We start from the raw sequence: 18,292 nt of genomic DNA, 5'->3' as shown, positions 1-18,292 counted from the left end.
GAATTTTGCTCCGGGTTCAGGCTCGCTCGCGGATCCAGTCGAGTATGTCGGGAATGGCTGCTTCGATCTGGTCTCGCACCAGTTCGAAGTCCTCCTGATCCCCGTAGTACGGGTCCGGAACCGATTCTCCGTCAGCCTCGGGGTCGAACGATCGCAGTAGGCGCCGACGCTCGGTTGGCACGCCGAGATGAGCAAGCTCACGTTCATGGCCGGTGTCGAGGGCGACGACCAGATCGGCCGCGAGATGATCTGCATTGACCTGCGCGGCACTGTGGCCCGTCGGATATCCGGCCGCTCGGAGCACGACGTTGGTCCGCTCGTCGGCCTCGCTACCGGTGTGAAACCCCTCGGTACCTGCACTGCTGACACGGACTCGGTCGGCGAGGCCTTCACGGTCCAGATGCGCGAGCAAGATCTTTTCGGCCATCGGTGACCGGCAGATATTGCCGGTGCACACAAACGTCACATGAAGTGATTCAGTCACGTGGAGTGGTTCAGTGGCGGCCATCGAGAAGTCCTCCCAGTTCGGATGCCGACGATACGGAGCGAAACGCTTGCCGCGCTTCCTCGGCGGAACCGTAGCCCCATTCGACGACGACGGTGGGGATGCCGTACTTCGCGGCGCCGAGCACGTCGTGATCACGGTCGCCGATCATGAGAACGTCGGGGGTTCCGCCGTCGGATGCGAGGACGGGAGTGATCCCGAGTGAGGTCAGCGAATGCGCGATCACATCGGGTTTAGCCCGACGAGTTCCGTCGTCACTCGCGCCGCCGATGAACTCGAAGTGCTCGGCCAGGCCGAAATGCTCGAGGATGCGAATGGCGAATCGCTCCGACTTGGAGGTGGCGACGGCCAGTCGGGTGCCGCTCGCGCGAGCCTTACCCAGGACGACGTCCATGCCTTCGTACACCGAGTTCTCCTGCCACCCGGTCGCGTCGTAACGCTCGATGTACGCGGCGATCGCCCGATCCACGTCCGCCGGGGCCATACCGAGTGACCTGAAGGTGTCGACCATCGGCGGGCCGATCACCGATGCCAACATCGCTTCCGTCGGCTCCGGATGGCCGACAGTTGCCAACGCGTGTCGGAAGCCGCCGTGAATGCCGGGAGCGGAATCGGTGATGGTGCCGTCCAGATCGAACAGAACTACGGGAAAGCGGTCGAGCGGTGGTGTCGTCACGGCACTCATTGTCCCGGACGGCAGGGGTGATGTCCGCGCACGGTGCTCGACCGTAGGCTGACCGGGTGAGTACCGGAACGGTTGACCTGGAGAGCTTGCGACATCACGGCGATGTCGAAGCGGAGCCCGGGTTACTCGATTTTGCCGTCAACGTTCAAGGCTCCGGCCCGCCGAAGTGGTTGCGGGATCGGCTGGCCGCAGGGCTGGCGACACTCGGTTCGTACCCGTCGGCCGCGGCGGAACTGAAGGCACGCGAAACGGTCGCGCAGCGGCACAGGCGCCGGCCCGAAGAGGTGTTGTTGCTCTCGGGCGGTGCCGAGGGATTCGCGATGCTGCCGCGCCTGGGCGCTCGTTCGGCAGCGCTGATCCATCCGTCGTTCACCGAGCCGGAACTGGCACTGCGAGAGGCCGGTGTGCCGGTGACTCAAGTGATTCTGGAGCCGCCTTTCGAGCTTCGGACCGCGCAGGTACCCGAATCCGCGGACCTTGTCGTTCTGGGCAATCCGACCAACCCGACGTCCGTGCTTCACCCCAAGGCCGATGTGTTGGCATTGCGTCAGCCGGGCCGGATCCTGGTGGTGGACGAGGCCTTCGGCGACGCGGTCCCCGGCGAAACGGAGAGCATCGCCGGTGTCGAGTCGGCGGATGTACTGGTCCTTCGGAGCCTGACCAAGACGTGGGCGCTCGCCGGATTGCGGTGTGGATACGCGATCGGCTCTCCCGATCTTCTGGCTCGACTCAGTCACGGCCGAGCCCACTGGCCGTTGGGCAGTCTGCAGATCGAGGCCATCACGGCGTGCTGCGAACCGTTCGCCGTCGAGCAGTCGAGGATCAAAGCCGACGCGATTGCCGTGGACCGCCGAGACATGTCGCGGCGACTGACCGAGATCGGGATTGCCGTGCACGAACCCGCTGCGGGGCCGTTCGTGCTCATCGACCTCCGTGACGGCGCCACGATGCGAGAGCACCTGCGTGCCCGCGGAATCGCCGTCCGCAGGTGCGACACCTTTCCCGGACTCGGCCCGGATCGGCTGCGCGTGGCCGTCCGTCCAGCCGAGCAGGTTGCGGTACTGATCGAAGCGATGAAGGAGATCTTGTGAGTGGCCCAACCCTTGCGGACGTCATAGCCGTGCTGGAATCCGCTTATCCGCCGGCCCTGGCGGAATCGTGGGACTCGGTCGGCCTGGTCTGCGGCGATCCGGCCGACGCTGTGACGAGAGTGGTTTTCGCGGTGGATCCGACCGAGGCAGTGGTCGACGACGCCATCGCCTCCGGTGCCGACCTTCTGGTCGTTCACCATCCACTTCTGCTGCGTGGGGTGGACACCGTCGGTGCTCACACACCCAAAGGTGCGTTGGTTCACAAGCTCATCAAGGCGGGGTGCGCGCTGTTCTCGGCGCACACCAATGCGGACTCGGCCGACCCCGGAGTGTCCGACGCGTTGGCGCAGGCTCTGGGCCTGACCGTGCTGCGTCCGATCGAACCCAAGCCGACGCAGCCGCTCGACAAGTGGGTCGTCCTGGTTCCGGTGGAGAATGCATCGGCCGTGCAGGATGCACTTTTCGAGGCCGGGGCTGGGCGGATCGGTGACTACAGCCAGTGCAGTTGGACCGTCACGGGTACGGGTCAGTTCCTGCCCGCCGACGGAGCGAATCCGACGATCGGGACCGTCGGCGCTGTGGAGCAGGTTCGCGAGAATCGTGTGGAAGTGATTGCCCCTCGCGGAAAGCGAAGCGCAGTGCTGGGCGCATTGCGTGCCTCCCATCCGTACGAGGAACCGGCCTTCGATGTCTTCGAACTCGCAGCGTTCCCCAGTTCACTCGGACTGGGGCGGTTGGGTGAGCTCGACCACCCCGAAACCTTGCGGGAATTCACCGCGCGAGTGGCGCGCTCACTGCCCTCGACCGAGTGGGGTGTTCGCGCGGCCGGAGATCCAGACGCGACCGTTCGTACCGTGGCGGTGTGCGGCGGTTCCGGCGACTCGTATCTCGACGTGGTGGCGGCACTGGGCGCCGACGTCTACGTCACTGCGGACCTGCGGCATCATCCCGCGGACGAGCATCTACGCGCCGGTGGCCCGGCTCTGGTCGACGTCGCGCACTGGGCGAGTGAATACCCGTGGTGCGCGCAGGCGAAATCGGTGCTCGACGCCGCGTTTGCCGACAATCCGGAGTGGGAAAGCCGGGTTTCGACAATTCGCACCGATCCATGGTGTTTGAGTGCGCATTAGTGCAGCGCTCTGCAAGGTACGGTTGCACGAACAATTCAAGAGCAGTTCTTCGAGAGCCGTCCTTCGCGAGCACTGCCGACATCGGACTTACAGCAGGAGTTATACAGCGTGAACGTCGAACCACAGGTGCAATCCAAGCTTCTCGACCTCGCCGGGGTGGATGCTGAGCTCACTCGGATCACCCACCGACGCGGAGCGCTTCCCGAGCAGCAGGAAGTCGAACGTCTCGAGGCCGAGCGAATCAGCCGTAAAGACGCGTCCGTAGCCGTCGAAATCCAGATCGACGACATCGATCGCGACATTCGCAAGCTCGAAGGCGAGGTCGACGCGGTTCGTCAGCGCGAGGATCGTGACCGCACACTCTTGCAGAGCGGGTCGGTCGGGGCGAAGCAGCTCACCGAACTCGAACACGAACTCGGCAGCCTGGTCCGGCGTCAGGGGCTCCTCGAAGACGAGTTGCTCGAAGTGATGGAGCAGCGTGAGGCGTTGCAGGCCGATCACGATCACGCCGGTGCCCAGCTGTCCCAGGCCGAAGAAGAGCTGATCGACGCCAAGCGTCGCCGCGACGATGCCGTCGCTGATCTGGACAAGGCGCAGGAGCGTTGCGCTGCCGATCGTGAACGACTCGTCGGTGAATTTCCCGCCGATTTCCTTGCTGTCTACGAGAAGCAGCGCAGCCTGGGCGGACCGGGCGCGGCGCTTCTGCAGGCACGCCGATGCGGCGCTTGCCGGATCGAGATCGACCGCGGCGAGATCTCCCGAATCGCCGCGACACCGGCCGACGTCGTAGTTCGTTGCCCAGAGTGCAATGCAATCATGGTGCGTACCAAGGAGTCCGGTCTGTGACTCTCTCGCAAGTCATCGTCGAGGCCGACGGTGGATCGCGGGGCAACCCCGGTCCGGCCGGCTACGGAGCGGTGGTGTTCGACGCCTCGCGCTCGGTGTTGGCCGAACGCAAGGAAAGCATCGGTATCGCGACCAACAACGTCGCCGAGTACCGCGGACTGATCGCCGGGTTGACCGCTGCCGGTGAACTCGGCGCGTCGACGGTCGACGTCCGCATGGATTCCAAGTTGGTCGTCGAGCAGATGTCCGGGCGCTGGAAGGTCAAGCACCCGGACATGATTCCGCTGCAGCGGCGCGCTGCCGAGCTGGCGACGCAGTTCTCGCGAGTGACCTACACGTGGATTCCTCGCGGCGAGAACTCTCATGCCGATCGCCTTGCCAACGAGGCGATGGACGCGGCTGCCGGCATCGAAACCGGCCCAGTCGCACCTTCGGCCCCCGCACCTGCTGCACCTGCCGCGCCGTCCGAAGAGACGTCGGAGCCGCAGATCGCCGGCTCTCCGGGATGGATCGCCACCACCGGCAAGCCGACACGAATGTTGTTGCTACGTCACGGACAGACAGCGATGTCGGTCGATCGCCGGTACTCCGGACGCGGGAATCCGGAGCTCACGGAACTGGGCCGCGCGCAGGCTGCCGGCGCAGCCGGACGCTTCGGGAACCGAGGCGGTATCGACGCCATCGTCTGCTCACCCCTCGGCAGAACCCGTGAGACGGCAGAGGCATCGGCCCGCGTGCTCGGTTTACCCGTCGTCGAGCACAAGGGTTTGATCGAAACCGATTTCGGCGACTGGGACGGACTCACGTTCCGCGAGGCAGCCGAGCGTGACCCGGACCTGCATCGCGAATGGCTCTCGGACACTTCGGTGCGTCCACCGGGCGGCGAGAGTTTCGACGAGGTACGCGAACGAGTCGTCGCCGCGCGTGACGACCTGATCTCGACCTACGGCGGCGCGACGCTGTTGGTCGTCTCTCACGTCACCCCGATCAAGACTTTGGTGCAGCTGGCCCTCGATGCCGGGCCGTCGTTGCTGTACCGGTTGCATCTGGATCTGGCGTCGCTGAGTATCACCGAGTTCTATCCCGACGGGGGAGCCTCGGTCCGGTTGGTCAACGACACGTCACACCTTCGCTGAAAGAGCCCCGACGGCTGATCAGCCTCTGATCAGATCACCAACCACAGGGCACTCACGGCGGCGAGCAATGTCAGTGGCGTCGTGATGACCCCGAGCAGAGTGAATGTCGCCAGCGTGGGCGGTGCGCCCGCGCTGGTGGCGACTCGTCGCCAGAGCATCGTTGCCAGTGAGCCCACGTAGGTGAGGTTGGGGCCGAGGTTGACGCCGATCAACATCGCAAGCACCAGCGCTGGAGGTGCCGCCGTTCCGAGCGCTGCGATCATCAGCAAGGTTGCCGGCAGGTTGTTGACGAGATTGGACGCAACCGCCGCTACCGCGGCGACAAAGAGCAGTGAGCCGTAGCTGGTGTCGCCTGGCAGGATCTGCGCAATCCATTCGCCCACCGGCCCGTTCGCGACTCCGGCGACGATGATTCCGAGAACCAGGACGAACGCGCAGAACCAGAGGTCGGCAGCGTAGAGCATCTTGGCGGCGGTCGTACGGTGCCGAGCCAGAGCGATCGCTCCCAGGACACTCGCACCCACCACCGCGATCCAGGCGGGCTCGATCCCGAAGAAACCCGAAACCGCGAAACCGAGCAGCGTCATTCCGATCACCGTCAGCGGCAGAATCGGCGCAGGCGCAGATCTGGCTGCCACCGGCGGTTCGGCGCTGTCGCCCCGCGCGAGTTCCGAACGGAAGAACAGTCGAAAAATCAGGTACTCGACAGCGATCGTCACGACCCACGGCAACGCCATCAATGCGGTGAAGTGCAAGAACGTCAAACCTGTTGCGGCAAACGCGATGAGGTTGGTCAGGTTGGACACCGGCAGCAGGGTCGACGCCGAATTCGACAGGTGCGCACTGGCATAGGAATGCGGCCGGGGACTTGCTCCGATGGATCGTGCGGCCGCGATCACCGCGGGTGTCAGCAGCACGACGGTGGCGTCGAGGCTCAGGACCGCCGTGGTCAGGGCGGCGGCGCCGAACACATAGATCAGCAACCGGTGTGGATCGGCGAGGGATTTTTGCTGCAGGATCTGGCTGACCCAGCGAAAGACGCCGAGAGCATCGGCGGCATGAGCGAGAACCAGCACGGCAACCAGGAAGACGACGGTGGGTGCCATGCTCGCCAGTTCGTCGCGGGCTTCGTCGAGAGTTACGACGCCGGTCAGGAGAACGACGACAGCTGCCGGCCCGGCGATGACGATCTCGGGAAGCCCGCGTGGACGCACTATCGCGAAGACGAGGACGAGGGCGACGAGCAGGATCGGTAGAAGAGTCACGCGATGGTGCTCCGTGTCGGGGCGAGCGTCATTTGAGCAGTTTGTAGAGCGTGTTCAGGTTTCGGGTTGTGGTGAACGCCTTGAACTTCGGTTTTCCGGTGTTCCTGCCGAACGCGCTCTTGACGGTCTGCCCCTTCTCGACCTCCCAGTACAGGACTCCGTCGCCTGCCGCCACACGCTCGACCGAGGCATCGAGTTGCGCTGCTGCAGTGCTCAATTCCTCCAGGATTTCCGGCTCGGAGGCAACCATCGCATAAGCATGCCAACCCTCGCGTTCGCGCTCGAACGGGTAGTTGTCCACGATCGCCTGCAGTGTCGGAAGGTCGAGGACGAACACCCAAGCCTCGTAGCCGAACTCGCGGGCAAGGGCGGATTCGATCTGTTTCTTCAGCGTCGGGATGTCGGTGCTCGGACTGTCGAACAGAACGTTGCCTGAGGCCAACACGGTTTTCACCCCTTGGAATCCGAGGTCACCGAAGACTCTCGCCAGGTCCGCCATCTTGATGTTGATGCCGCCCACGTTGATACCGCGTAGTAGGGCCACGTACCGAGTCATACGGTGACCATAGTGCCGGCCACCGACAGGCGCCCGGTAGCATACGGGGGCGGACGAGTTGGCCGGGCGGCCGCGGCTTCTGGAACCAGCGCGTATCGCGCACAGGCCTGGGGCCGAGGAAAGTCCGGACTCCACAGAGCAGGGCGGTTGTTAACGGCAACCCGAGGCAACTCGCGGGACAGTGCCACAGAAAACAGACCGCCTGCCTTTCGAGGCAGGTAAGGGTGAAACGGTGCGGTAAGAGCGCACCAGCACCTCGGGTGACCGGGGTGGCTAGGTAAACCCCGCCCGGAGCAAGGTTGAAGGTCGCATCGCTCGCGGTGCGGCTGCGCAGGTGTTCGAGGGCTGCTCGCCCGAGCCTGCGGGTGAACCGCTCGAGGCACCCGGCGACGGTGTGCCCAGATGGATGGTCGCCACTCGGCACTTCGGTGCCGCAGGACAGGATCCGGCTTACACGCCGACTCGTCCGCCCGCGATCTGCACAGTGAGAAAAAGAAGACCCCCACCGGATCGGTGGGGGTCTTCTTTGTTCGAAAAGCTGTCAGACAGGCTTGATGACCAGCAGCGTAGCCCAGTACGTTGCCGCGTCATGGCCCATGAGCGGGAGGAGGTAATCGTAAAGAATTGCGGACATGCGCACTCCATTTTCTGTTCGTAGCTTGTGTTGGGCATTCAAGCAGAACTCACCGTTCGAATGTCCGGTTCTCACCTGCCAGGCCAAGTAGAAAGAATATCAGTCTCACAGCGATCTACAAGCTTCTATCTCACTCTGATGTCACACTGTGGATATGACTGATGAAGATCGACTCTGGTACTTCGACGTGTCCGACGGTTCCGTCACGCAGGGAAAGGGTGCGTCCTCGCTGACGAGGATGGGGCCGTACCCTGATCGGGACTCTGCCGAGCATGCATTGAAGATCGCTGCCGAACGCAACAAAGCCGCCGATCGGGCAGACGAAGACTGGAACAACTGAGCCTTGGAATAACTGAGCCTTGGAACAGCCGGGACTCGAACAACTGGGACCGGTACTGCTGCTACACCGGCCCGAACCGATCATGGAGGATGCGTGCCCGCAAGTCGAATGATGGTGCAGGGAATCGACTTCGGAGTGGTTCGGGCGGAGTTCGACTTGCCAGGAGCATTCTCGGCTGCGGCGCAGGCCGAGGCCGAGAATGCCGTGGATCGTTTCGGCGCCGGGCGTGTCGACGAAACGGGTATCGCCTTCGTGACCATCGACCCTCCCGGATCGATGGACCTCGACCAGGCAGTGCACATCGAGAAGACCTCGACCGGGTACGTCGTGCACTACGCGATCGCCGACGTCGCGGCGGTGGTGACGCCGGGTGGCGCTCTCGACATCGAAACTCGCAAGCGGGGCCAAACCTTCTATCTCCCGGACGGTTCCGTCCCGCTGCATCCTCGCGCGTTGTCGGAGGGATCGGCGAGTCTGCTGCCGGACGTGGTTCGCCCCGCCGCGCTGTGGCGGATCGAACTCGACGCGCAGGCCGAGCCGACGTCGTGGCAGGTGAGACGCGCTCTGGTGAAATCCGTGGCACGTCTGGACTATTCGACCGTGCAGCGCGATGCCGACGCGGGAACCTTGCATCCGTCCATCGCCGCACTACCGGAGTTCGGACGATTGCGCAGTGCCTCGGCGGTTGCCAGGGGCGCCATCGAGCTGAAACTGCCCGAGCAGTCAGTGGTTCGGGATCAGCCGGAGGACGAGTCCTCGGCTCGCTGGCGGATCGAACTGGAGCCACGCACCGAAGCGGACGACTGGAACGCAGAAGTGTCGCTGCTGACCGGGATGTGTGCCGGCCGCATGATGATCGACGCAGGTATCGGGTTGCTTCGCACGCTGCCGCCGGCCGAGGAGTCCGCGGTTCGGACCTTGCGGAGAACTGCAGTGGCGCTGGGTATCACGTGGCCGGAGGGGCAAAGCGTCGGGCAGATTCTTGCCGGACTCGATTCCAACGAGCCGTCGACGATGGCGCTGATGTCGGTTGCGCCGTCGTTGCTGCGCGGGGCAGACTACGCGGCCTTCGACGGCCGACTACCGGAGTTGACGGTGCATGCGGGGATCGGAGCGCCCTACGCTCACGTGACTGCTCCGCTGCGCCGGCTGTCCGATCGTTTCAGCACCGAGGTGTGTCTGGCGATCACAGCTGGTACGCCGGTACCGGAATGGGCGCGCACTGCACTTCCCGAGCTGCCCGACATCATGAGTGGGTCCGACTCGCTGGCGAACAAGGTCGACCGTGCGTGCATCGATCTGACCGAGTCCACGCTGCTCGACGGCCGGGTCGGCGAGGTCTTCGACGCAGTGGTGATGCGCGCCAAGGACGGAAAGCGCTCGGCGGAAGTGTTTGTCCCGTCGGTCGCAGTGATTGCGAAATGCGTCGGAACGCCCGACGACGGTGAGCGCGCAAAGGTGCGACTCACCGCCGTCGACACCGTCAAACGGACGGTGGAGTTCACGTTCCCGGCGTAGCGAGCTACCGGTAAGAATCGGTGGCTTCCACCAAGTGATGTGCGATGCCGGGCTCCATCGCGGAGTGTCCGGCGTCGTCGACGATCACGAGCTTGGATTCGGGCCACGCCTTGTGCAGCGCCCACGCGCTGGTGGCGGGGCAGACGACGTCGTAGCGGCCCTGGACGATCGTCCCCGGAATGCCGTGCAGTGCGGAGCTTTCGCGTAGGAGTTGACCCTCGTCGAAGAATCCGCCGTTGACGAAGTAGTGGTTCTCGATACGAGCGAAGGCCAAGGCGAACCTGGTCTCGGAGTTCTGTTCGATCTTGTCCGCCTGTGGGTACAGGTAGCTCGTCGATCCTTCCCAGGCCGACCAGGCGATCGCTGCCCGGGCTGCGACGGCGGGGTCTTCGGAATGGAGCAGTTGGTGATAGACCGCGACGAGGTCTTCGCCGCGCTGCGCCTCGGGTACCGGTTCGAGGAATTTGTCCCAGCGCTCCGGGAAGATGTTTCCCGCGCCGCCGTTGTAGTACCAGTCGATCTCGCTACGACGCAGGAGGAAGATCCCGCGCAGGACCAGCTCAGTGACGCGCGTAGGAAACGTTTCGGCGTAGGCGATGGACAGCGTGGAACCCCAGGACCCGCCGAAAACCATCCACTTGTCGATCGAAAGATGTTCGCGCAGGGCTTCGATGTCGGCCAGCAGCTTGTCCGTCGTGTTCACCGACAGGTCGGCGCCGTCGGCAACGTGAGGGGTGGACCGCCCGCAGCCGCGCTGGTCGAGTAGAACGATGCGGTATGCGGCCGGATCGAAGAACTGGCGTACCGCCGGTTGCGCACCACCGCCGGGGCCACCGTGCAGGAACACCACCGGCTTGCCGTCCGGATTTCCGCTGACTTCCCAGTACATGCTCTGGCCGTCACCGACATCGAGGAAGCCGGTGACGAAAGGCTCGATCGGGGGATACAGACTCCGGAGAGTCGACGGCTGCGCGGAAGTGTCGGTCATCAGAAGCCCACCAGGCCGGAGGCGAGATCGGGGATCTCGAGTGCGGAAATCGCGCCGCTCCGGACGTCCGGGCACGCGGCCGAGGTTGCCGCGTCGATGCTTTCGCGGTTCTGAGCGAGATCGAGCAGGTTGATGCCGTTCTGCGTCGCCCACGTGATGACGATCGTGTTCAGTCCGCCCTTGCCGAGCGTCGGGGTGACGGTCCGCCAGTTCTGCAGCTGCCCTTCCATATCCGAGCACAACTGCTGGACTTGAGCGTCGGTGAACGTCGAACCGGACGCGGTTGTTGCCGGCGCCGTCGTGGTGGAACTCGCGGGCGTAGTGCTGCTGGGCGCGGGAGAGTTGGTGGACCCTCCCGCGCATCCGCTCAGCACCGTGACGAGAGCTGCCGCGCCGACTACAGCTGCGGCAGTAGAACTTCGACGGTTACCGATCATTGAACGCACCCCTGGCTGGTTGAGAGACAGGCGGCGTTCGCCGGTCTCGGATCAGAAACTGTGTTCTGCGGCCGGGAAAGCGCCAGTGCGAACTTCTGATGCATAGGCTGCGGCTGCGGAACGCAGTTCGTCACCGACGTTACCGAAACGCTTGACGAACTTGGCTGTCTTACCACTCGTGTAACCCGCCATGTCCTGCCAGACGAGTACCTGAGCGTCGCATTCGGAACCGGCCCCGATGCCGACGGTGGGGATGGTGAGTTTGCGGCTGACCTGGCCCGCAATCTCGGCCGGAACCATTTCCATGACGACGGAGAACGCCCCGGCTTCCTGGACTGCAATGGCGTCCGCCACAAGTTGCTCGGCCGCGTCGCCACGACCCTGGACGCGGAATCCGCCGAGCGAGTTCACGCTCTGCGGGGTGAATCCGACGTGTGCCATGACGGGGATGCCGGCCGAGGTGATTGCCGCGATCTGCTTGCTCATCCGCTCACCGCCCTCGAGTTTGACGGCGTGCGCGAGGCCTTCCTTCATGAACCGTGTGGCAGTCGCCAGGGCCTGCTCGGCGGAACCCTCGTAGGTGCCGAAGGGGAGGTCGGCGACGACGAGTGCGTGCGGCGCGCCGCGAACGACGCCACGCACGAGCGGGAGCAGTTCGTCGACGGTGATCGGCACGGTGGTGTCGTAGCCGTAGACGACGTTGGCGGCAGAGTCGCCGACGAGCAGCACCGGGATGCCTGCGTCTTCGAAGATGCGTGCCGTGGAGTAGTCGTAAGCGGTGAGCATCGACCAGCGTTCGCCGTTCTGCTTCATCTCGGCGAGGTGGTGAATGCGCGTCTTACGCTTCGGTGCATCGGTAGAGCTTGCAGTGGGTACAGAAACTGCACTGGGTACAGAACCGTAGAGAGGTGTTTCGGACATCGTTGTCCCTTTCTGGCCTCGAGGCCCTGAGCGTTGATCGCCTTCGGGTCCCCGGGTGTGGGTGATGACGTGTTCAGTCTGCCACCGGACATCGCCGACACGAATAGTTGACGGGGTGCAATGGGTCACATCACCGCGCGCGTATCAGGTAGGTGCCGAGACGAGGCGAACCGCTGGCTATCGCGGTTTCCTGGCACCATCGATGGCATGTCGAAGTTCGTTCGCCTCTCCGGTGCCCTCGCCGGAAGCGCAGCAGTGCTCGTGTTGGTTGTCGGTTGCACCAGTTCGGAAGGCACGCCCGAATCAGTGGAACCTGCTGGTTCTGCCGCGTCCGCGGTGCCGTCCGGCCTCGAGAAATTCTACGAGCAGACGCTCGACTGGGGTTCGTGCGACCAATTTGTCGAAGAAGGAACTGCGCCGCTGGGGCGTGGGGTCGACTGCGCCGAGGTGAGCGTTCCCGTCGACTACGCGAATCCGAACGGCGACACCGCGAAGGTGGTGATCTCGCGTTCGAAGGCAACCGGCGACCGCATCGGCTCACTGTTGCTGAACCCCGGCGGGCCGGGTGGGTCCGGGCTGTCGATGGCGACCTCGGGTTCGGGCACCGAATTGCAGGAACGTTTCGACATGATCGGCTTCGATCCGCGGGGGATCGGGGCGTCGACCCCGCAGGTTCGGTGTTTGACGCCGGAGGAGACCGACGCGGAGCGTGCGGAGGTCAACGTCGACATGACGCCGGAGGGCATCGCTCTCGCCGAGGCGGACAGCAAGGACTACGCCGCCAAGTGCGCTGAGCGGACCGGTACGGAGTTCCTCGCTCATGTCGGTACCTACGAGGTGGTGCGAGATATGGACGTCATTCGGGGCGTTCTCGGCGATCCGAAGATGAACTACCTCGGGTTCTCGTACGGGACCCGGCTCGGATCCACGTACGCGGAAACCTTTCCGCAGAACGTCCGAGCGATGGTCCTCGACGGCGCGCTCGACCCCGAGCAGGATCCGGTCGACGAAGTGGTCTTGCAGGGGCAGGGCTTCCAAGGCGCGTTCGACGCCTTTGTCGCCGACTGTGTCTCGCGAACGGATTGCCCGCTGGGTGATGATCCGGCGCAGGCGCAGGCACGCTTTCAGGCACTCGTCGATCCGTTGATCGAGAAGCCGGCACAGACCACCGATCCGCGCGGGCTGAGTTATTCCGACGCGATCACCGGCGTGCAGCAGGCTCTGTATTCGCCACAGTTGTGGACGCCGCTGCGTGGGGGTCTGTCGAGTCTGGCCGACGGACGCGGCGACTCGCTGCTCAATCTCGCCGACATGTACGAAGGCCGTGAGGATGACGGCAGCTACTCCAACATCAACGACGCGTTCAACGCCATTCGCTGCGTGGACGATCCGGCAACCACCGACCGCGCCGAGGCCGGCGAATCCGACACTCGGTACCGCGAGGCGGCGCCGTTCCTCGACGACGGCCGCGGGACGGGTCAAGCGCCGCTCGACCTGTGCGCGTTCTGGCCCGTTCCGGCTACCGGCAGCCCTCACGCGCTCGACCCCCAGGCACTCGCTGACGCCGGTCTGCCGCAGCTGGTCGTCGTGTCCACGACGCAGGATCCGGCGACCCCGTATCAGGCCGGAGTGGATCTCGCGAAGCAGTTGGGCGCTGCTCTGATCACGTTCGACGGAACCCAACACACGGTGGTTCTGGACGGAAACTCCTGCGTCGACGATGCCGTCGTCGACTACTTCGTTTACTTGAAGGCTCCGGAAGAGGGTCTGACATGTTAGCCGGCGCGACGCCGTACGCTGCGCCTATTCGATGGTGACCAATCACTCTGTTAACCGGGACCACTGATGTAACACAGATTTAACGTGGCTTGCTTAGTCTCGCGTGCATGGATCGCCAAAAAGAATTCGTGCTTCGTACCCTGGAAGAGCGCGACATTCGGTTTGTCCGCTTGTGGTTCACCGATGTTCTCGGGTACCTCAAATCGGTGGCGATCGCCCCCGCCGAACTCGAAGGCGCCTTCGAGGAGGGAATCGGATTCGACGGTTCCGCCATCGAGGGATTCTCTCGAGTCTCCGAAGCCGACACCGTCGCTCGGCCCGACGCCTCGACATTCCAGATCCTGCCGTGGGCCCACAAGGACGGTGCGCAGCATTCCGCTCGCATGTTCTGTGACATCACGATGCCCGACGGTTCGCCGTCGTGGGCCGATCCGCGCCACGTACTGCGTCGCCAGTTGAGCAAGGCCAGCGACTTGGGCTTCAGCTGCTACGTCCACCCGGAAATCGAGTTCTTCCTTCTGGAGAACGGCCCGATCGACGGCACTCCACCGATCCCGGCGGACTCGGGCGGATACTTCGACCAGGCTGTGCACGATTCGGCTCCGAATTTCCGCCGCCACGCCATCGACGCACTCGAGTCGATGGGCATCTCGGTCGAGTTCAGCCACCACGAGGCCGCGCCGGGTCAGCAGGAGATCGATCTGCGCTACGCCGACGCACTCTCGATGGCCGACAACGTGATGACGTTCCGGTACGTCGTCAAGGAGGTCGCGATCGGTGAAGGCGTCCGGGCGAGCTTCATGCCCAAGCCGTTCAGCGATCAGGCCGGCTCCGCGATGCACACCCACATGAGCCTGTTCGAGGGCGACACCAACGCCTTCCACAATCCGGACGATCCGATGCAGCTCTCCGAGACCGGCAAGGCGTTCATCGCCGGCATCCTTGAGCACGCCAACGAGATCAGTGCGGTCACGAACCAGTGGGTCAATTCGTATAAGCGACTCGTCCACGGGGGAGAGGCACCCACTGCTGCGTCGTGGGGCCCGTCCAACCGATCGGCTCTCATTCGCGTCCCGATGTACACGCCCAACAAGGCGTCGTCACGTCGCGTCGAGATCCGTAGCCCAGACTCGGCTTGCAACCCGTACCTGACTTTCGCGGTCCTGCTTGCTGCCGGTCTTCGCGGCATCGAGAAGGGCTACACCTTGCCGCCCGAGGCAGAAGACGACGTGTGGTCGTTGACCTCCGCCGAGCGTCGCGCCATGGGTTACAAGGAACTGCCGAGCAACTTGGACAGCGCTCTGCGCGAGATGGAGAAGTCGGAGCTCGTGGCCGAAGCACTCGGCGAGCACGTCTTCGATTTCTTCCTGCGCAACAAGCGTCGTGAGTGGGAGGAATACCGCAGCCACGTGACGCCGTTCGAGCTCAAGACCTACCTCGGTCTGTGACGGTGAAACCGCCCGCTGCGAGATCAGCAGTTCCAGGACCGGGTCGACTCGGGCTGGTCGAGCCCACCGCTGCCGACGAGTTGCGTCAGCTCGGTTGGGTCGACGCCGAGAGCATCGAACTCTTGTGGTCGCTGTCGCGTGCCGCGAATGCCGACCTCGCTCTGCGCACCCTTGTGCGGATCAAGGACGGGCTCGGCGACGGGTGGCGCGAACTCGATCAGGTCCTGCGCAAGGACAAGAGCCTGCGCGGCCGTTTGTTCGCACTGGTGGGTGCGTCGTCGGCCTTCGGCGACCACCTGGCCGCGGATCCGATCGGCTGGAAACTGCTCGACGGCACCGCTCTGCCGACCAAGGACGAGGCGACTGCAGCGTTGCTCGAGGTCGTGGGTGCAACTGTCGACGAGGGTGCCACCGAAGGTTCATTGACCTACCGCGCCACGGTAACCGGGCCGGAAGCTGTTGTTGCTCTGCGTAAGAGCTACAAGGACCAGTTGATGCTGCTGGCTGCGGCTGATCTTGCGGCGACCGTCGAGAACGAACCCGTAGTTCCGTATCAGACTGTGGGGCACCAGCTTTCCGATCTGGCCGACGCCGCGCTGACCGCTGCACTTGCGGTGGCCATCGCAACGGTGTGTCCCGAGGGCAGCTGTCCGATCCGGCTCGCCGTGATCGCCATGGGCAAATGTGGTGCGCGCGAGCTGAACTACGTCTCCGACGTCGACGTGGTGTTCGTCGCCGAACCGGCCGATGCGACGGCCAGTCGCGTTGCCGGTGAGATGATGCGTATCGGTACCTCCGCATTCTTCGAGGTCGATGCTGCGCTGCGGCCCGAAGGCAAGCGCGGAGAATTGGTTCGCTCCCTCGAATCCCACATCACGTACTACAAGCGCTGGGCCAAGACCTGGGAGTTCCAGGCACTGCTCAAGGCTCGTCCGATGACCGGCGACATGGAGCTCGGTCGCCAGTACTCCGAGGCGATGAGCCCGATGGTGTGGATCGCCTCCGAGCGCGAGGACTTCGTCCCCGAAGTCCAGGCCATGCGTCGACGCGTCGAGGAAATGGTTCCCCCCGAACTGCGTGAGCGCGAACTCAAACTCGGCCGCGGAAGTTTGCGCGACGTCGAATTCGCCGTCCAACTCCTGCAATTGGTGCACGGGCGCGCTGACAGTTCGTTGCATGTCCAGAGCACCGTCGATGCACTGACTGCATTGGCGGCGGGTGGATACGTCGGCCGCGACGACGCCGCCAACCTGACTGCGTCGTACGAATTCCTGCGTCTGCTCGAGCACCGTCTGCAGTTACAGAAGCTCAAGCGCACACACACCCTGCCGCCGCCGGACGACGAGGAAGCGCTGCGTTGGCTGGCCCGCGCCGCGCACATGCGACCCGACGGTCGTCTGGATTCCCTGGGAGTCCTGCGCGCCGAGATCAAGCGGAATTCGCATCGGATTCGCCGCCTGCACGCCAAGTTGTTCTACCGCCCGCTTCTCGAATCGGTGGCGCGGATGGACAAGGAAGCACTGGTCCTGGGGCCAGAAGCCGCGGTTCGCCAGTTGGCCGCTCTCGGTTACACGGCACCCGAGCATGCTCTCGGGCATCTGACTGCACTGACGAGTGGCGCTTCACGCAAGGGTCGCATTCAAGCGCTCCTGTTGCCGACTCTGCTCGAATCACTCGCGGACACACCGGATCCCGATGCCGGGCTGCTCGCTTACCGCAGGCTCTCGGACGCGCTCGTCGACCAGACGTGGTTCCTGCGCCTGCTCCGCGACGAGGCTGCGGTGGCCGAGCGTCTGATGACCGTGCTGGGCTCGTCGGCGTACCTACCCGACCTGCTCATCAAGGCTCCCGACGTGATTCGCTTGTTCGCGGATTCGCCGAGTGGACCGCGCCTGGTCGAGCCGAAGCCCGAGGACGTCGCTCGCGGAATCCTCACCGCCTCCGGTCGACACAGCGATCCGAATCGTGCTGTTGCCGCGGCCCGCTCGCTGCGCCGACACGAACTTGCGCGAATCGCGTCGGCCGACATCCTCGGCATGCTCGATGTTCCCGCAGTCTGCAAGGCGCTGTCCTCGGTGTGGGCCGCGGTGCTCAATGCATCGCTCTCCGCTGTGATCAAGGCCAGCGTCACCGAACTCGGGACCGAGGCGCCGGCCAGTTTCTCCGTCATCGGCATGGGCCGATTGGGCGGCGGGGAACTCGGCTACGGATCCGATGCGGACGTTCTGTTCGTGTGCGAACCCCGCGAGGGCGTCGACGAGACCGTTGCGGTCAAGTGGGCCAACAGCATTGCCGACAAGGTGCGCAAGCTTCTCGGGGCACCGAGTACAGATCCACCGCTCGAGGTCGACACCGGACTGCGCCCGGAAGGTCGCAACGGACCGATGGTACGAACCCTGGAGTCTTACGACGCGTACTACGCGAAGTGGGCTCAGGCGTGGGAGATTCAAGCACTCCTTCGTGCGCACCCGGTGGCCGGTGATCCTGAATTGGGACTGCGGTTCCTGCACATGATCGACAAGACCCGCTACCCCGAAGGCGGCGTCAGTGACGCGGCGGTGCGCGAGATCCGGCGCATCAAGGCGCGCGTCGATTCCGAAAGGCTTCCTCGCGGAGCCGATCCGGCGACGCACACCAAACTGGGTCGCGGCGGCTTGGCCGACATCGAGTGGACTGTGCAGTTGCTGCAGCTGCGCCACGCCGACAAGATCGAGTCGCTGCACAACACGTCGACGCTGGAGACTCTCGACGCCATCGGCGCCGCGGAACTGCTCAGCGAAGGTGACGTCGAACTGCTACGTGACGCCTGGATCACCGCGACGAAGGCACGCAACTGCCTCGTTCTGGTGCGAGGCAAGCCGACCGATCAGCTTCCCGGCCCGGGCCGTGTTCTCGCGGCGGTGGCGCAGGTCGCTGGATACGGCGACGACGCAGGGGAGTTCCTCGACAACTACCTGCGCATCACGCGTCGGGCAAAAGCAGTGGTGGAGAGGGTCTTCGGCGGGGAGTAGCG

At 64.4% G+C, this 18,292-nt stretch carries 16 protein-coding genes and 1 other RNA gene; 10 read left to right on the top strand and 7 right to left on the bottom strand.

The features are described 5' to 3' along the window. Positions 1 to 16: 16 nt before the first annotated feature. Both RHP72_RS17515 and RHP72_RS17510 read right to left on the bottom strand, forming a co-directional pair. On the bottom strand, positions 17 to 508 hold the full coding sequence (locus RHP72_RS17515; RefSeq protein WP_054186664.1) for a low molecular weight protein-tyrosine-phosphatase: 492 nt from the start codon (positions 506 to 508) through the stop codon (positions 17 to 19). Then, a complete protein-coding gene (locus RHP72_RS17510) occupies positions 495 to 1,190 on the bottom strand; it encodes an HAD hydrolase-like protein (protein ID WP_042445748.1) in 696 nt (231 codons plus the stop codon). The genes RHP72_RS17515 and RHP72_RS17510 overlap by 14 nt, the downstream gene beginning before the upstream one ends. A gap of 56 nt (positions 1,191 to 1,246) precedes the next feature. On the opposite strand from RHP72_RS17510, the gene cobC reads away from it, so the two are divergent. From cobC to RHP72_RS17490, 4 genes are all read left to right on the top strand, one after another. Then, complete coding sequence (gene cobC, locus RHP72_RS17505; protein WP_054186665.1) at positions 1,247 to 2,281, top strand: Rv2231c family pyridoxal phosphate-dependent protein CobC; 1,035 nt, start codon at positions 1,247 to 1,249, stop codon at positions 2,279 to 2,281. Then, positions 2,278 to 3,411: a Nif3-like dinuclear metal center hexameric protein gene (locus RHP72_RS17500; protein ID WP_311093636.1), complete on the top strand. Its 1,134-nt coding sequence runs from the start codon at positions 2,278 to 2,280 to the stop codon at positions 3,409 to 3,411. Before cobC ends, RHP72_RS17500 begins: the two co-directional genes overlap by 4 nt. Before the next feature lie 108 nt (positions 3,412 to 3,519). Then, complete coding sequence (locus RHP72_RS17495; protein ID WP_003941604.1) at positions 3,520 to 4,257, top strand: zinc ribbon domain-containing protein; 738 nt, start codon at positions 3,520 to 3,522, stop codon at positions 4,255 to 4,257. Then, positions 4,254 to 5,393 carry a bifunctional RNase H/acid phosphatase gene (locus RHP72_RS17490; protein ID WP_030537561.1) on the top strand — a complete coding sequence of 380 codons (1,140 nt, stop codon included), beginning with the start codon at positions 4,254 to 4,256 and terminating at the stop codon, positions 5,391 to 5,393. Before RHP72_RS17495 ends, RHP72_RS17490 begins: the two co-directional genes overlap by 4 nt. Positions 5,394 to 5,422: 29 nt before the next feature. Here the strand turns inward: RHP72_RS17490 and RHP72_RS17485 are convergent, their stop codons facing one another. Together RHP72_RS17485 and RHP72_RS17480 are read right to left on the bottom strand one after the other, a co-directional pair. Then, positions 5,423 to 6,658, bottom strand: a complete 1,236-nt coding sequence (locus tag RHP72_RS17485; RefSeq protein WP_007735459.1) for an SLC13 family permease — start codon at positions 6,656 to 6,658, stop codon at positions 5,423 to 5,425. A gap of 28 nt (positions 6,659 to 6,686) precedes the next feature. Further along, positions 6,687 to 7,214 (bottom strand): DUF1697 domain-containing protein, encoded by a 528-nt coding sequence (locus tag RHP72_RS17480; RefSeq protein WP_007735458.1) that lies wholly within the window; start codon positions 7,212 to 7,214, stop codon positions 6,687 to 6,689. Positions 7,215 to 7,268: 54 nt separating this feature from the next. Here RHP72_RS17480 and rnpB point away from each other — a divergent pair. The 3 genes from rnpB (at position 7,269) to RHP72_RS17465 (ending at position 9,706) form a co-directional block, all read left to right on the top strand. Beyond that, positions 7,269 to 7,683, top strand: an RNA gene (gene rnpB, locus RHP72_RS17475) — RNase P RNA component class A. Positions 7,684 to 8,002: 319 nt separating this feature from the next. Continuing rightward, positions 8,003 to 8,188 (top strand): hypothetical protein, encoded by a 186-nt coding sequence (locus tag RHP72_RS17470; protein WP_007735457.1) that lies wholly within the window; start codon positions 8,003 to 8,005, stop codon positions 8,186 to 8,188. Positions 8,189 to 8,296: 108 nt separating this feature from the next. Continuing rightward, positions 8,297 to 9,706 carry an RNB domain-containing ribonuclease gene (locus RHP72_RS17465; RefSeq protein ID WP_311094875.1) on the top strand — a complete coding sequence of 470 codons (1,410 nt, stop codon included), beginning with the start codon at positions 8,297 to 8,299 and terminating at the stop codon, positions 9,704 to 9,706. A 4-nt stretch (positions 9,707 to 9,710) separates the two neighbouring features. Here RHP72_RS17465 and pip read toward each other — a convergent pair whose 3' ends face one another. From pip to panB, 3 genes are read right to left on the bottom strand one after another with little or no spacing between them, the layout of a single operon-like run. Next, on the bottom strand, positions 9,711 to 10,694 hold the full coding sequence (gene pip, locus RHP72_RS17460) for a prolyl aminopeptidase (RefSeq protein ID WP_118603027.1): 984 nt from the start codon (positions 10,692 to 10,694) through the stop codon (positions 9,711 to 9,713). Next, positions 10,694 to 11,131 carry a hypothetical protein gene (locus RHP72_RS17455; RefSeq protein WP_007735455.1) on the bottom strand — a complete coding sequence of 146 codons (438 nt, stop codon included), beginning with the start codon at positions 11,129 to 11,131 and terminating at the stop codon, positions 10,694 to 10,696. Before RHP72_RS17455 ends, pip begins: the two co-directional genes overlap by 1 nt. 51 nt (positions 11,132 to 11,182) lie before the next feature. Beyond that, on the bottom strand, positions 11,183 to 12,052 hold the full coding sequence (gene panB, locus RHP72_RS17450) for a 3-methyl-2-oxobutanoate hydroxymethyltransferase (RefSeq protein ID WP_007735454.1): 870 nt from the start codon (positions 12,050 to 12,052) through the stop codon (positions 11,183 to 11,185). 207 nt (positions 12,053 to 12,259) lie between these two features. Between panB and RHP72_RS17445 the strand changes: the two genes are divergently transcribed. The 3 genes from RHP72_RS17445 to RHP72_RS17435 all read left to right on the top strand — a co-directional run bounded on the left by RHP72_RS17445 (position 12,260) and on the right by RHP72_RS17435 (position 18,290). Beyond that, the gene (locus RHP72_RS17445; RefSeq protein WP_030537557.1) at positions 12,260 to 13,831 is read left to right on the top strand and encodes an alpha/beta hydrolase; all 1,572 of its coding nucleotides are present in this window, start codon (positions 12,260 to 12,262) and stop codon (positions 13,829 to 13,831) included. A 107-nt stretch (positions 13,832 to 13,938) separates the two neighbouring features. Then, the gene (locus RHP72_RS17440; protein ID WP_003941637.1) at positions 13,939 to 15,279 is read left to right on the top strand and encodes a glutamine synthetase family protein; all 1,341 of its coding nucleotides are present in this window, start codon (positions 13,939 to 13,941) and stop codon (positions 15,277 to 15,279) included. After that, entirely contained in the window at positions 15,276 to 18,290 is a 3,015-nt protein-coding gene (locus tag RHP72_RS17435) for a bifunctional [glutamine synthetase] adenylyltransferase/[glutamine synthetase]-adenylyl-L-tyrosine phosphorylase (RefSeq protein WP_030537556.1), read from the top strand. Before RHP72_RS17440 ends, RHP72_RS17435 begins: the two co-directional genes overlap by 4 nt. The last annotated feature ends 2 nt before the right edge of the window (positions 18,291 to 18,292 follow it).

The organism is Rhodococcus sp. SG20037 (assembly GCF_031763325.1).
Taxonomy (GTDB): domain Bacteria; phylum Actinomycetota; class Actinomycetes; order Mycobacteriales; family Mycobacteriaceae; genus Rhodococcus_F; species Rhodococcus_F qingshengii.
Note: the sequence above shows the minus strand (reverse complement) of the source record. Positions and strands in the feature narration are given on the sequence as shown.

Bases quoted from the DNA above. Each gene is read 5' to 3' on its own strand.
- RHP72_RS17515 (WP_054186664.1), bottom strand. From the start codon at position 508: ATGGCCGCCACTGAACCACTCCACGTGACTGAATCACTTCATGTGACG.
- RHP72_RS17510 (WP_042445748.1), bottom strand. From the start codon at position 1,190: ATGAGTGCCGTGACGACACCACCGCTCGACCGCTTTCCCGTAGTTCTG.
- RHP72_RS17480 (WP_007735458.1), bottom strand. From the start codon at position 7,214: ATGACTCGGTACGTGGCCCTACTACGCGGTATCAACGTGGGCGGCATC.
- RHP72_RS17470 (WP_007735457.1), top strand. From the start codon at position 8,003: ATGACTGATGAAGATCGACTCTGGTACTTCGACGTGTCCGACGGTTCC.
- RHP72_RS17465 (WP_311094875.1), top strand. From the start codon at position 8,297: ATGATGGTGCAGGGAATCGACTTCGGAGTGGTTCGGGCGGAGTTCGAC.
- pip (WP_118603027.1), bottom strand. From the start codon at position 10,694: ATGACCGACACTTCCGCGCAGCCGTCGACTCTCCGGAGTCTGTATCCC.
- RHP72_RS17455 (WP_007735455.1), bottom strand. From the start codon at position 11,131: ATGATCGGTAACCGTCGAAGTTCTACTGCCGCAGCTGTAGTCGGCGCG.
- panB (WP_007735454.1), bottom strand. From the start codon at position 12,052: ATGTCCGAAACACCTCTCTACGGTTCTGTACCCAGTGCAGTTTCTGTA.
- RHP72_RS17445 (WP_030537557.1), top strand. From the start codon at position 12,260: ATGTCGAAGTTCGTTCGCCTCTCCGGTGCCCTCGCCGGAAGCGCAGCA.
- RHP72_RS17440 (WP_003941637.1), top strand. From the start codon at position 13,939: ATGGATCGCCAAAAAGAATTCGTGCTTCGTACCCTGGAAGAGCGCGAC.